At 59.0% G+C, this 13941-nt stretch carries 8 protein-coding genes; 3 read left to right on the forward strand and 5 right to left on the reverse strand.

The features are described from left to right. Window positions 1-6: 6 nt before the first annotated feature. Window positions 7-1626 (reverse strand): peptide ABC transporter substrate-binding protein, encoded by a 1620-nt coding sequence (locus tag Q4577_RS16510; RefSeq protein ID WP_303467519.1) that lies wholly within the window; start codon window positions 1624-1626, stop codon window positions 7-9. Window positions 1627-1966: 340 nt separating this feature from the next. Further along, window positions 1967-3001, reverse strand: a complete 1035-nt coding sequence (locus Q4577_RS16515; RefSeq protein WP_303567633.1) for an AraC family transcriptional regulator — start codon at window positions 2999-3001, stop codon at window positions 1967-1969. A 154-nt stretch (window positions 3002-3155) separates the two neighbouring features. Here Q4577_RS16515 and Q4577_RS16520 point away from each other — a divergent pair, with 154 nt between their 5' ends. Genes Q4577_RS16520 through nhaA form a run of 3 tightly spaced genes read left to right on the forward strand, consistent with a single transcriptional unit; the run spans window position 3156 to window position 9123 of the window. Further along, a complete protein-coding gene (locus Q4577_RS16520) occupies window positions 3156-4217 on the forward strand; it encodes an efflux RND transporter periplasmic adaptor subunit (protein ID WP_303467517.1) in 1062 nt (353 codons plus the stop codon). Window positions 4218-4227: 10 nt separating this feature from the next. Then, window positions 4228-7281 carry an efflux RND transporter permease subunit gene (locus tag Q4577_RS16525; protein ID WP_303467516.1) on the forward strand — a complete coding sequence of 1018 codons (3054 nt, stop codon included), beginning with the start codon at window positions 4228-4230 and terminating at the stop codon, window positions 7279-7281. Between the two features lie 36 nt (window positions 7282-7317). Next, complete coding sequence (nhaA, locus tag Q4577_RS16530; RefSeq protein WP_303467515.1) at window positions 7318-9123, forward strand: Na+/H+ antiporter NhaA; 1806 nt, start codon at window positions 7318-7320, stop codon at window positions 9121-9123. A 194-nt stretch (window positions 9124-9317) separates the two neighbouring features. Here the strand turns inward: nhaA and Q4577_RS16535 are convergent, their stop codons facing one another. From Q4577_RS16535 to Q4577_RS16545, 3 genes are read right to left on the reverse strand one after another with little or no spacing between them, the layout of a single operon-like run. Continuing rightward, entirely contained in the window at window positions 9318-10253 is a 936-nt protein-coding gene (locus Q4577_RS16535; RefSeq protein ID WP_303467514.1) for a DmsC/YnfH family molybdoenzyme membrane anchor subunit, read from the reverse strand. Between the two features lie 10 nt (window positions 10254-10263). Next, entirely contained in the window at window positions 10264-11004 is a 741-nt protein-coding gene (locus tag Q4577_RS16540) for a 4Fe-4S dicluster domain-containing protein (RefSeq protein WP_303467513.1), read from the reverse strand. After that, the gene (locus tag Q4577_RS16545) at window positions 11001-13862 is read right to left on the reverse strand and encodes a molybdopterin oxidoreductase family protein (protein WP_303467512.1); all 2862 of its coding nucleotides are present in this window, start codon (window positions 13860-13862) and stop codon (window positions 11001-11003) included. The genes Q4577_RS16540 and Q4577_RS16545 overlap by 4 nt, the downstream gene beginning before the upstream one ends. Window positions 13863-13941: the final 79 nt, after the last annotated feature.

A 13941-nucleotide genomic window follows, 5' to 3' on the forward strand; every position in this document is an offset into this window, starting at 1 on the left:
TGCGGATTATTCAGCGACCTTGTAGAGGTCTTTGGAATAATATTTCTGCATCACGTTATCGATGGGCCAACCTTCGACATTGTCCTTCAACAGGATGTTGGTCGAATAGTGATAGACCGGGATCACCGGCATATCGGCTGCAACGATCTGTTCGATCTCGGTATAAAGCGGGGTGGTGTTGTGGCTGGATTTCGCCTCGGCCAGCAATTCATCCACACGCGCGTTGGAATATTTGGCGTCGTTATAGCCGGAACTTGTGCTCAGCAGATCAAGGAAGGTCGAGGCCTCGTTATAATCGCCACACCATGCGCCACGCGCCATGTCAAAGTTCTGGTTGCCACGGTTTTCCAGGAACACCTTCCATTCCTGATTTTCCAGCGACACATTCACGCCCAGCTTCTGTTTCCACATCTGGGTGGCCACGATGGCGACCTGTTTGTGCGATTCAGAAGTGTTGTAGAGATATTTGAATTCCAGCGGTTCGCCGCCCTTGCCATATCCAGCCTCGGCCAACAATTCGACCGCCATCGCATCGCGATCGGCCTGCGCCATGTTGGCATAGTCGATTTCCGGGGTCTCGAACCCGGCGGTGGCAACATGGGTAAAGTTATAGGCCGGGTATTGGCCGCCTTTCAGCACCTGATCGACAATCACATCGCGATCAATGGCCAGCGCCAGCGCCTTGCGGACGCGGATGTCCTGAAACGCCTCGGGGCCATTGCGCAGATTGAAGCTGAAGTAATAGTTGCACAGGCGCGGCAGGGCCCATGCCTCATTTGGCAGCTCTTCTTTCAACGCAGGATACTGGCCTGCGGGAATGTCGGTTTTGTCGACTTCGCCGGCGCGATAACGGGTCAGGCCCGAAGCTTCGTCATTGATGACCAGCGACACGACTTTTTCGATCACGGTGTTTGCATCATCCCAATACATCGGGTTGCGCTCGCGCACTGCGCGTTCCTTGACCACATGTTCGGTCAGCACATAGGCGCCATTGCCGACCATGTTGCCGGGGCGTGTCCATTCCTTGCCATGTGCGTCAATTGCCCATTTGGGGGCCGGGAATGTCGTCGCATGGGCGACCATATCGGCAAAATAGGGCAGGGGTTGCGACAATGTCACCTCAAGCGTGTGATCATCCAGCGCCTTGACGCCCAATGTGTCAAAATCCGCTTCGCCCGCAATGATAGCCGAGGCATTGGCCAGCGACATCAGCTCCATATACCAGGCATAGGGCGATGCATTTGCCGGATCGACCGCGCGTTTCCAGCCATAGACAAAATCACCGGCGGTGACGGGTTTGCCGTCCGACCATTTGGCATTGTCACGCAGATGGAAGGTATAGACCAGATTGTCGTCGGATACTTCGTGATGGGTGGCCACACCGGGAACCGTCGCACCATCAGGGCCAAGGTTATACAGACCTTCGAACAGATCCCGCGCCAGACCGGAGCTGTCCACACCTTCCAGAAGTTGCGGATCAAGCGAATCGAATTCGTCCAATGTGCGATAGGTATAGGTCTGGTCTTCGGCCAGTTTGGTTCCTTCGGGCACGTCCGCAGCAAAGGCGAAACTTGTCAGCATCGTTGTGCCGGCCAGCGCGGCCAAGGTGTGTTTCATGAACGTCATGTCATTTTCCCTGTGGTTTTAAGTTTTCTGGGCCCTTTTGCGGGCGGGTGTTGTTGGGTGGAACCGTTCCGGAGACCCGGCAAATTGGCATCGGAATATGTTTGAAAGCGCCCGATCCATCGGAAGTTTTCCTTGCTATCCTCAGTAGGTCGGTTTTGGTGGTCCCGGTCTGGTCCGGGTATCTTGGGGCGACTGTGTCGCACGACAAGATAATTGCGAGTCATACTTAACTCTACCTGAGAGAGTTTGCTGCGCAACCATGATGCCAAAAATATGACAGGGTGACGCGACGGGATGTGGTTGGCTTTTGGTGCGCAGGTTGTGCCTGTTGGCCTGATGATCACGAAATCGTGTTCCCGGCGGCTGGTGACCTGTTGCGGCGCATCGCCCCCGGCGGCATGGAAAACCACTTTCGACAGGCACGCGACAGCGCGGATTGTTCGGGAAATCCAAGAAGCGTGGTCAATTGATCCAAGGTTACATCGGTATTGGTCAGATAGCGTGCGGCCATATCGCGGCGAATGTCGTCCTTGATCTGCTGAAAGCTGGTGTTTTCCTCACGCAATCGCCGGTGCAGCGTGCGGGGATGCAGCACCAGCATGCGGGCAACATCTTCGCGATTGGCCTGCGGCGTGCCAATCAAGGGGCGCAGGACCATTTCCACTTTTTCAGTCAGATTGGTTGTCGGGGTGGGGAAAGTCTTTGTCAGATAATCCTCGACCAGTCTGTGCAGCCTTGGGTTGCCGTCCGGCACCGGCCGGTTCCAGTCGCTGGCCCAGATATGCATCGCGGCCATCGGTTGATTCTCATGCACCGGCACACCAAAGAAGCTGCGGTGTTTGGCAAGGTTTGGGCCAACCGAATGCGGCAGCGAGACCGATTTGATGTGCGTGCGATGGGCCGACCGCAACCGCCCCAGTTGAAACCCCATGCCCAGCAACAATTCCGTGGCCTGTCGGTGCGGCACGCCGACAGGCACATCCAGGTCCAGCACAATGGCAATGGCCTCTGGGTCGATTGGGCTGGGGGTTTCGACCCGGAACCGCAGGGCCGAGCCTTGGATGAACATGAAACGAGCGACGATGCTGCTCGCCTGTTTTGGCGTGCTGGCATTTTGCAGCGCCAGCCCCAGCACCCCCAAAACACCAAAATCCTGATGGCGGGCAATCCGCAGCCCCAGATCGGGACAACCGGCGATGTCGCTGCTCATTTCCAGAAGCCGACAGACCGCAATGATCGGCAGCAGGGCGTCCTCATCCACAAGAGCATCCGCGCCAAGACCGGATTGCACCAGCAATGTGGTGGCCTCAAACCCCAGGTCACTCATGACCTTGTCATATCCTCGCAGGGCCGCGGCCCGGATCACATTGCTCATGTCCCCAAATGACAATTTTTTGTCCTTAAATGTCAAGACAGACGGGGGTGGAGCCATTAGGTCAGCGTCTCATACCGACCTGGTCTTTGATTTTGCCCCGGGTTACCAAAACAACGACTGCGCAGATCGCGATGCGTTCAAAAGGAATTACAAAATGAATAGTGACAAGGCAGGACGCCGCAGCATGGCGGCCTTAAAGGTATTTCTGTTTCTGGCGGCCTTGGCGCCACAGACCAGCCTTGCGCAATCTCCTTTTGTAAAACTGGTCGAAGTGACCAACAGCGATGCGGATGTGCGTCGGGTGTTCTTTGGCCATGTGGTGGCACGCGAAACCGTGGATCTGGCGTTTCAGGTCGGCGGCCAGGTGGTTGATTTCCCGCTGGACGAAGGCGCGACCGTGCCGCTTGGCGGATTGGTGGCCCGTCTTGATCAAGAGCCTTTTGAATTGGCTCTGGAAGAAGCCCGCGCCCAAAGCGATCAGGCGAACCGCACCTATGAGCGGTATCAAAAACTGGCGGGCGACACCGTCAGCCAAACCACGCTGCAAGATGCCGAAACCCAGGTCGAACTGGCCCGGATCGCGGTGCGAAATGCCGAACGCGCTTTGGAAAATGCCACGCTTTACGCGCCGTTTGTCTCGCTCGTGGCGGGCCGGTTGGTCGCCAATTATTCAACGGTCGGCGCGGGCGCCCCGGTTGTGCGTTTGCATGACATGTCGGACCTGCGGATAGAGATCAACGTGCCAGAGACATTGTTTCAACAGGCAGGCACGGATCCAGACATCGAAATGTTTGCAGAATTTCCAGCAGGGTCAAAACCTTATCCGGTGGAGTTCCGTGAATACAACGCCGAAACCGCCTCGCTTGGCCAAACCTATTCCATCACCCTCGGGATGGAGCCGCCGACGGATCTGACGGTTTTGCCCGGCTCATCCGCCAAGGTGACCGCATCGCTCAGCACCGGAAGTCAACGGATCGAAATTCCGTCTTCTGCGGTGGTGTTGGCAAATGACGGTGGCGCGCGCGCCATGGTGTTCACCCCGAACGGGGCAGACTCCGGCACCGTCGCGCTGACCGATATTGAAATTGCCGCCACCGAAAATGGCAAGGTCGAAGTGACCGCAGGGCTGGAAGTCGGTCAAGAGATTGTCGCCGTTGGCGGCGCAAGCCTGAACGACGGCGACGAAGTCCGCCGGTTCACCGGTTTCAAGAACTAGGACCGCCCAAATGGACATTGCCCGTCAATCCATCGCCCGCCCGCTGTACACCTGGATCCTGATTTTGATCTGCCTGTTCGGTGGCATCTGGGGGTTCAATTCGCTTGGCCGTCTCGAAGACCCGGCCTTTACCATCAAAGTGGCCGTTGTGGTCACCCAATACCCCGGCTCCTCTGCCGAAGAGGTCGCCTCTGAGGTCTCTGAACCCATTGAATCCGAAATTCAGAAGATGGGCGAGGTCAAGGAAATCGAAACCATGAACCAGCCGGGCCTGTCCTGGATCACGGTGACGATGCAGGACCATTATGACGGCACCGAATTGCCGGGCATCTGGACCAAATTGCGCAATCGCGTGGCCGAAGCGCCGCTGCCAGCCGGGGCCACCGCGCCCTTCGTCAATGACAGCTTTGGCGATGTGTATGGCATCTATTACGCGGTGACCGCCCCCGGTTTTTCCGATTCCGAAATTAACGATCTGGCGGAATTCCTGCGCCGAGAGGTCCTGTCGGTGGATGGTGTCGCCGATGTGGTGACCGCCGGTGTGCCAAACGAAATCATCTATGTGGAACCCGACCTCGCGCTCAGCACATCCTTGGGAATTTCCCCGGCCGTCATGCAAAGCGCAATCGCTAGTTCTGATGAAATCGTCGATGGCGGCGCGATCGAAAACACCGAAGGCCGGACATTGATCCAGCGCCCCGAAGGTTCGGATAGCGTGTCAGCGATTGCTGCGCTGTCGGTCGGAATTGGCGGTCAGGTGATCAACCTGTCGGATTTCGCGGATGTCTATCGGGCGCGCGAAACCACACCGGATCAGATCATTCGCCACAATGGCATGGATGCCTTCACCCTTGGGGTGGCGGGCATTGGCACCGAAAACATTGTCGAGGTCGGCAATGCGGTTGAGGCCAAACTGGCCGAATTGCAGGATTCCATCCCGCTTGGGGTCGATGTTGCCCCGGTCTATCAGCAGCATCGCGTTGTGGATGAGGCCTCGAACGCGTTTCTGGTGAACCTGGCCATGTCGGTCAGCATCGTGATCGTCGTTCTGGCGGTGTTCATGGGCTGGCGCGCGGCGGTGGTCGTTGGTGTGACCCTGTTGCTCACGGTGGTGGGCACGGTGTTTTTCATGGCGATCTGGTCGATCGAGATGGAGCGGATTTCCCTTGGCGCGCTGATCATTGCGATGGGGATGTTGGTTGACAACGCCATTGTGGTTGCCGAAGGCATGCAGATCGCAATGCGCGGCGGTCAATCCTCTCGTGATGCGGCAAAAGACGTGGCCAGCAAGACCCAGGTGCCGCTTCTGGGGGCGACGGTGATTGGCATCATGGCCTTTGCCGGCATCGGGTTGAGCCCGGATGCGACCGGAGAATTCCTGTTTTCCCTTTTCGCTGTGATCGGAATTTCGTTGATCCTGTCCTGGGTTCTGGCAATCACGGTCACGCCGTTGCTTGGGCATTATTTCTTTCGCCGGGGCACCGGTGATGCCGGCGATGGCTATGACGGATTGATGTTCCGGGCCTATGCCGGGGTTCTGCACCTTGGCCTGCGCATGCGTTGGCTGGTGGTGGCTTTGCTGATTGGCAGCACCGTTGTGTGTTTCGCGCTGTTTGGTCAGGTGAAGCAACAGTTCTTCCCCGACAGCAACACGCCGCTGTACTTTGTGCATTACAAGCTGCCCCAGGGCACGGCGATCCACCAGACCTCGGCCGATTTGCAGGTGATGGAGGAATGGCTTGTCGCGCGCGAAGAGGTCGAGACCGTGACCTCGTATTCTGGTCAGGGGGCATCGCGTTTCATGCTGACCTATGAAAGCGAAGATCCCAATCCGGCTTATGGCCATTTGATTGTGCGCGTTACCTCGCTCGACGTGATCGAAGAGGAAATGAATGCGCTGGAGGATTTTGCCCTTCAGGCTGTGCCGCAGGGCGAGTTCCGGGTCAAACGTCTGGCCTTTGGTCCCGGCGGCGGTGCCCCGATCGAGGTGCGGTTCTCGGGCCGTGATCCAGAAGTGCTGCGTGATCTGGCCGATGAAGCCCGCGCGCGGTTGGTGGCGGCATCGGACAACATTGTGACCCCCCGCGTGGATTGGCGCGAAAAGGAAATGGTGTTGCGTCCGATCTATGCCGGCGACCGTGCACAAGAGGCCGGTGTCAGCCGGTCCGACATCACCACAACCCTGCAATTTGCCACCGAAGGCATGGCATCAGGCGCCTTCCGCGAAGGGGACCGCCAGATCCCGATTGTCATCCGCGCACGTCAGGATGGCAGCATGTCTCTGATAGATTACGTGATCTATTCGGACAGCGCCGGTGGGTTTGTGCCGATGGCACAGGTGACCGATGGCTTTGTGTTCGAAGCGCAGGACACGCTTTTGCATCGCCGCGACCGGGCCAATGTGATCACCGTCGGGGCCGATGTGCCGCGCGGTGTGACCGCGGCCGAGGTGCAGACCGCCGTGACGGCCACCATCGAAGAAATGGTGATCCCGGATGGCTACAAGATGGAATGGGGCGGCGAATTGGAAAGCTCGAGCGACGCGCAGGCGTCACTTGGCAAACAATTGCCGCTGAGCCTGCTCATCATGGTGTTGATTTCGGTGCTGTTGTTCAACGCATTGCGCCAGCCAATCATCATCTGGCTGCTGGTGCCGATGTCGGTGAACGGCGTCAGCCTGGCGCTGCTTGGCACGGGCTTGCCGTTCACATTTACCGCGCTGCTGGGGCTTTTGTCGCTGTCGGGGATGTTGATCAAAAACGGCATCGTGCTGGTGGAAGAGATCGACCTGACACGCGAGGCAAACCCGGACATGCCTTTGGAAGAGGCGATTGTGACGGCGTCAACCTCGCGTTTGCGGCCGGTCTTCCTGGCGGCGGCGACGACAATCCTGGGCATGATCCCCTTGCTGTCGGATGCGTTTTTCCAATCCATGGCGGCAACCATCATGGGCGGGTTGGCCTTTGCTTCGGTCCTGACATTGATCGCGGCGCCGGTGCTTTACTACATCTTCTTCAAACGCGGCGTGCAAAAGGCATTGGCGGCCAAAACCGCCGCTGCCTGAGGCCGAAGCAACCACAACCAAAAGGGGGCGTCGCGCATGTCCGGTACGTTACATCTGGCGCTCGATCCCGAGCAAGATATCATTCTGGCCAACTCCGGTGGTCGGGTTCAGATCGTGCAATTCGTCGATTACGCCAATCGACGGGCACGGCGGGTCCGCGATATTCTGCTTCGGGCATCTGACCTGCTCGGGGCGCAGAAAACCTGTCTGGCCTTGCGGTTCTGTCCGCCGGAAAAGGCCGGGAACAGCACCGATGTCGCCGCACGTGCGGCGATTTCGGCCTTTTGGCAGGACCAGCTTGCCGAGATGCATGAGGCGCTGTTCTGTGCGCCCGAGGATGACATCACGGTGGAACGGGTCACGGCATTGGCCAGGACGATGGGGCTTGATCCCGACGCCTTTGCCGCCGATCTGACGTCTGAGCGTACCGAAGCGGTGCTGGCCCGCAGTCAGCAGTCCTTTGAAGGGTCCGGCGTGGTGCAAACGCCGGCGATTTTCATCGACGGGCGGGCCTATGAGGGCGCCTGGGACGAAACCAGCATCTTTGAGGCTGTGTCCAAGCCGCTGGGGTTGCGGATGCATCTGGCCAGTCAGGATTTCTTTCACTGGGCGGCATCTGCCGGGCTTGTGTTGGTGCTGGCGACAGTGGCGGCACTTGTTGTCGTCAACGTCGGCTTTGGCGCGTGGTACGAACATCTGCTTCATACCGAATTCGGTCTGATTTTTGGCGATTGGAACCTGACGCTGGGGCTGGCGCATTGGATCAATGACGGGCTGATGGCGTTGTTTTTTCTGCTTGTCGGGATCGAGATCAAACGCGAAATCGTCAATGGTGAGCTAAGTTCCCGGGACAAGGCGATCCTGCCGGTTCTGGGCGCTCTGGGCGGTATGATGGTGCCGGCCTTGCTTTATGTCGGTTTGAACTGGGGCAACCCCGAAACCGCACATGGCTGGGGCATTCCGATGGCGACAGATATCGCCTTTACCCTGGGGATTCTGGCGCTTCTGGGCAGCCGGGTGCCCACATCGCTGAAGGTGTTTGTGTCGGCGCTGGCGATTGCCGACGACCTTGGCGCGATTGTGGTGATTGCGCTGTTTTATGGCCATGGGTTTCATTTTGACGCCCTGTTGTTTGCGCTGGGCATTTTGGCGGTGATGGCGGTGCTGAACCTGTCGCGGGTTTATGCGCGACTGCCCTATGTGCTGCTTGGGGTGCTGCTGTGGTATTTCATCCTGCAAAGCGGTCTGCACGCCACATTGGCCGGGGTTTTGACCGCCGCGCTGATCCCGTCACGGCCCAGTGCCAATATCGAAGGCGTGGCCCTTCATGCGGGCGATGTGATTGCCCGCGAGTTGGACAAAGGCGAGATTGGTGCGCCGGCGATGGCCCGGCTGGCCAATGCGGTCGACCGGTTGCGCGAACCGGGATTTCACCTGCAACATCGGCTGGAGGGCTGGTCGAACTTCCTGATCTTGCCGCTGTTTGCCTTTTTCAACACCGGGATCGCATTGGCGGCCGGATTGTCCTTTGTCGCCCCCGAAGTTTTGGGGGTGATTGTCGGGCTGTTCATCGGCAAACCGTTGGGGATCTGTCTGTTTGTCTGGATCGGGGTCAAGACCGGCATTGCGCGGCTGTCGTCGGATGTCAGTTGGCGGCAATTGTTCGGGGCGGCGTCGCTGTGCGGCGTCGGGTTCACCATGTCGATCTTCATTGCCTCCGCGGCCTTTGTCGAGCCGGCCTTGGGCGGGGTGAAACTGGCCATTTTGATTGCGTCACTGCTGTCAGCCGTGACCGGGTCTTTGATCCTGTTGTCAGCGCCACGCCCCCAGGGCAACGGGTGATCCACAAGGTGGTGTGAACCTGTGCCGGGGGTGTCGTCAGGCCTGCGCCTGCCGACAGGAGGGGGCCAGCCCCCATCGCCATGAATGGCGATTCCCCCGGGATATTTTTGAACAGAAGAAGCAGCGGGTGCGGGGGGGGAATTACCCCCCGTGTTCTTAGGTGTTTGGGCCCCGAGGTGTCAGGGCCCTAGGTATCAGGCGCTTTTCTGGCCGTAGTACAGCATGGAGACATGCCGGGCCTCGGCGAAGAACAGCCAGCGTTCGACCACCAGACCCACCCCGACAGCCAGCACGGCAATCGGCATGAGCACAGGCGCAAGCCCGCCGGTCAGTGCCACGAAGGCCAGGATCAGACCGGGCACGGCAAAGGCCCAGATCAGAACCATTCTGCGCAGGTCATTCGCGTGTTTTCGCGCCACCTGAAATCCCATTTCGCGCATCACGAAGTTGGGTTTGGTATGTGGCGGGTCCAGCTGGCGTTTCACGCCTTTGATCCCCAGCGCCATATCGGCCGTATAGCTGTCCGGTGTCGCATCAATCTTCTGCCAATACCGGGTTTTGAGCGCCGCGCTGAGGCCAAGGCAGAATGTTGCGATCGTGCAGGCCATACCGGTCGTGCCGCCGGAAAATGTGAGGATCATGGCAAGAAGCACCGCGCCGGAAGTGGCGGCGAGCACCAGATAGATCACCGGCACCAGTGGCAGATGCCATTGCGGAATGGTGCGCAGAGAGGCGTAGATCATACCGGTGCACCATACCGTTGCCGTCGCGCCCAGCGCCGCCAACAGTGCCAGCGGCAAGGACAGCCAGCTTTGCACCCCAAAGAGCGACAGCAGCGCCAACAGCCCGGCGGGGCCATAGGTGGCAATGGCTGCCACACCTTCGCGGGAGAGCCAGGAGCTGCGCCATTGGGACAGGGCGCGCCAGGCCCGTTCCGGGCGGCCAAGGTGGAAGGTGGAACTGAGCAGGCCGACGGTGATCAACGTCAGCGCAAGGGCCATGGCCGCAAAGAAATCCCAGCCGGACAGGGGAAACCGCCCGGTGACATGCGCCAGTGAAAGCCAGAACAACAGCCCGTATCCCGCGCCAGAGGCGGTGGTGAACAGGATGACCGAATAAGCAGGATGCATGTGCGGCCCCCTAGCGGCTTAGCGCCCGGTCAGCCCAGGCAAAGAGTTTCTCGATGGGTGATCCGGTCGAAGGTGCCTCTGGTTCTGCGGCAATTTTCGGCGCGTGATCACTGGCTTTGCGGGGTGGCAGGTATTTGTTCACCGGTTTGTAGCCAAATTCATCCAACAGATTGAACCCGTCGCGTGCCGCCACGTTTTGTGACACCTCACTTTCGGGATCGCCCAGATCGCCAAAAGCCCGTGCGCCGGTCGGGCAGGCCTTGACGCAGGCCGGAACGCGGTCTTCTTCGTCGATGGTTTCGTTGTAGATCCGGTCAACGCAAAGCGTGCATTTCTTCATCACCCCGTCGTCATGATCATATTCCCGCGCGCCATAGGGGCAGGCCCAGGAACAGAGTTTGCAGCCGATGCAGGTGTCGGGATTGACCAGAACGATACCGTCTTCTTCGCGCTTGTAACTGGCGCCGGTGGGGCAGACCGTGACGCAGGCCGGTTCTTCGCAATGCAGGCAGGAACGCGGGAAATGCACCGTGCCCTTGTAGTGGTCATTGTCGATTTCATAGCTGTGCACGCGGTTCAGAAACGCACCAGAGGGATCGGCGCCGTATGGATCATGGTCGGACAGCGGTGCGGAATAGCCGCCGGTGTTCCATTCCTTGCACGACGTCACACAGGCCTGACAGCCGACACAGATGTCGAGGTCGATGACAAGGCCGAGCTTCTTTTGCGTCTGTTCGGGCAGGCAGGTCATTTCGCTGGTTCCTTCCATTCGGCCCCAAAGGCGATCTTGTCCGGCGAAGCCGGCTGGCTGGCGTGGCCCAGCGGTTCGAACAATGGTTCGGTGCCCGCGGTGTCGGCCTTTTCTATTGCCACCCGCAGGTCAAACCATGCGGCCTGACCGGTCAGCGGGTCGGAGTTGGAATAGCGATATCCGCCACCGCCCTTGGGCAGCAGTTCGGAAATCAGGTGGTTGAGCAGGAAGCCCTCGTTGCTTTCAGGGGAATCATCATCCAGCCCCCATGCGCCGCGTCGCTTGCCAATGGCGTTCCAGGTCCAGACCGTGTGCGGGTTCACCCCATCCATCAGGCGGACCTGGCATTTCACCCGGCCCAGATGTGAGGAAAGCCAGACCCAATCATCGTCCTGAACCCCGATGTTTTCGCCCACCGATGTATGCACATAAAGCCGGTTTGCCGCCGTGATCTGGCGCAGCCAGGCGTTTTGCGACCCCCAGGAATGATACATATGCATCGGGCGTTGGGTGATCGCATGCAGCGGATACCCCGCGACCAACTGCTCTTCCAGCGGCGGATACCAGAAGGGCAGCGGGTCAAAGTGATCTTCGATCCTTCGTTTGGCCCGCTCTGGCGGTTGCCGGTCGCCATGCCCGCGTGCCGCAAGGCGGAATTTCTGCATCGGTTCGGAATAGAGCTGAAAGATCGTTGGATCGGGCGACATGCGAATGCCCTTTTCGATACCCCAGTCCAGATAGCCGCGATTAGCATGGCGAAAATAAGCATGGCTTGGGTCCATGTGTTCGCCAAAGAACGCACCGTTGTCGATGTATTTTTGTAGCTGGTCGGGGTTTGGGGCCCCAACGCAGGATTGATCGCCATCTTCGCCACGCCAGCCCGCAAGCGGCCCAATGCCGGGTTTGCGTTCATGGTTGACGATGTAATCGGGATAGCCACCGGGAAATTTCGGCGTGCCGTCGTCGTTGACAAATCCGGGCAGGTTCAACCGCGCGCCGAGGTCAATCATCACCTCTTGAAAACCACGCACATTTCGATCGGGCGGCACCACCGGTTGGCGAATGCCATCGGCCACCAGTTCCGGTTCCGAAATCGGTCGATCCAGCAGCGAGATACAGTCCCAACGTTCCAGATAGGTCGTGTCGGGCAGGATCAGATCGGCGAATGGCACGGTTTCGGAATAATAGGCGTCGGAATAGATGATTTTCGGGATCACATAGTCGCCATTGTCGTCTTTGGCGGTCAAGGCATCCAGCGTGCCACCGACATTCATCGACGAATTCCACGCCATATTGGCCATATACATGAACAACACGTCGATGCCGTAGGGGTCTTTCTTTGCGGCGTTGTTGATCACCATATGCATCAAACCATGGGCGGAAATGGGCGCGTCCCAGCTAAACCCCTTGTCCAGACGGCTGGGGTTGCCCTCGCCATCCAGCAGCAAATGTTCCGGCCCATGCGGAAACCCCAGATGCGGGCCGCCCAACGGCAATTCCGGTTTGATGTCGCCGGTCGCGCCATGCGGCAGGAGGTTCGGCGGCGTCTGTTTGGGGTAGGGCGGTTTGTAGCGGAATCCGCCGGGGCTATCGATTGAGCCCAAGAGGATTTGCAGGATGTGGATCATGCGGCAGGTCTGAAATCCGTTGGAATGGGCCGAAATGCCGCGCATGGCGTGCATCGACACCGGGCGGCCGATCATCTTGTCATGTTTACGCCCGGCCCAATCGGTCCAGGGCTGATCGAGCACGATTTCCTCTTTAAACGCCACATGCGCCAGCTCTGCCGCGATCTGGCGGATCTGATCGGCAGGCACGCCGGTACGCTCGGCCACCGCATCGGGGGTATAGTCGTCCCCCAGATAGCGTTCGGCCATCAGTTCAAACACCGGCCGCGCGGTGCGGCCATCGGGCAGGGTGCGCGTGCCGGTCAGAGCAGGTTGGATATCGGCGGCCTTGCCATTTCCAAATGCGTCTGTCGCCTTGTCCCAGATCATCGGATTACCGTCACCGTCGCGGGCAAACAGCCCGTCATCGGCATCACCGGGGGCCTGAATGACCAACCAGGGGGAATTTGTGTAACGCACAAGATAGTCGAGGTCGATCTGTTGCGTGCGGAACAGCTCGTGGATCAACGCGCCGACAAACAGCCCATCAGTGCCGGGGCGGATGCCCACCCATTCGTCGGCCACGGCGTTATAGCCGGTGCGCACCGGGTTGATCGACACCACCTTGGCGCCGCGTTTCTTCAGTTTTCCGATGCCGATCTTGATCGGGTTCGATGCATGGTCTTCGGCCACGCCAAACAGCATGAAGTATTTCGTGTAATCCCAGTCAGGGTCACCAAATTCCCAGAACGCCCCGCCAAAGGTATAAAGCCCGCCAGCGGCCATGTTGACCGAGCAGAACCCGCCATGGGCGGCAAAATTGGGCGTGCCATATTTCATCGCCCAGAACCCGGTCAGGCTCTGGCTTTGGTCGCGCCCGGTGAAAAACGCCAGCTTCTTCGGGTCAGTCTTGCGCACGGTGCCCAGCCAATCCGTGGCAATATCCAGCGCCTCATCCCAGCTTATTTCCTCAAACTGGCCAGATCCGCGCGGGCCGACGCGTTTCATCGGCGCGCGCAGGCGGGCGGGGGAATAATGCTGCATGATCCCTGCGCTGCCCTTGCCGCAAAGCACGCCCTTGTTCACCGGATGGTCGCGGTTGCCCTCAATATAACGCACCTTCTGTTTGCCATCTGCATCGGTTTTCAGATGCACATTGATGCCGCAGCGGCAGGCACACATATAGCAGGTGGTTTGCTTCATGCTGTCGCCAACCGGCGTGTTGGTGTCAATCTCGGGGCTTTGCGCCATCCTGTTCTCCCTGTTGAACGACATGCGCTTTGTTGCCAAACACGCCATCGATTCTCAGGGTAGTTTACATAAATCACCC

Source organism: Marinovum sp. 2_MG-2023 (assembly GCF_030548265.1).
Classification (GTDB): domain Bacteria; phylum Pseudomonadota; class Alphaproteobacteria; order Rhodobacterales; family Rhodobacteraceae; genus Marinovum.

What these genes read in the sequence shown, in the direction of transcription:
- Q4577_RS16535 (WP_303467514.1), bottom strand. Translation starts at nt 10,253, where the DNA reads ATGCATCCTGCTTATTCGGTCATCCTGTTCACCACCGCCTCTGGCGCG.
- Q4577_RS16545 (WP_303467512.1), bottom strand. Translation starts at nt 13,862, where the DNA reads ATGGCGCAAAGCCCCGAGATTGACACCAACACGCCGGTTGGCGACAGC.
- Q4577_RS16515 (WP_303567633.1), bottom strand. Translation starts at nt 3,001, where the DNA reads ATGAGCAATGTGATCCGGGCCGCGGCCCTGCGAGGATATGACAAGGTC.
- Q4577_RS16510 (WP_303467519.1), bottom strand. Translation starts at nt 1,626, where the DNA reads ATGACGTTCATGAAACACACCTTGGCCGCGCTGGCCGGCACAACGATG.
- Q4577_RS16525 (WP_303467516.1), top strand. Translation starts at nt 4,228, where the DNA reads ATGGACATTGCCCGTCAATCCATCGCCCGCCCGCTGTACACCTGGATC.
- nhaA (WP_303467515.1), top strand. Translation starts at nt 7,318, where the DNA reads ATGTCCGGTACGTTACATCTGGCGCTCGATCCCGAGCAAGATATCATT.
- Q4577_RS16540 (WP_303467513.1), bottom strand. Translation starts at nt 11,004, where the DNA reads ATGACCTGCCTGCCCGAACAGACGCAAAAGAAGCTCGGCCTTGTCATC.
- Q4577_RS16520 (WP_303467517.1), top strand. Translation starts at nt 3,156, where the DNA reads ATGAATAGTGACAAGGCAGGACGCCGCAGCATGGCGGCCTTAAAGGTA.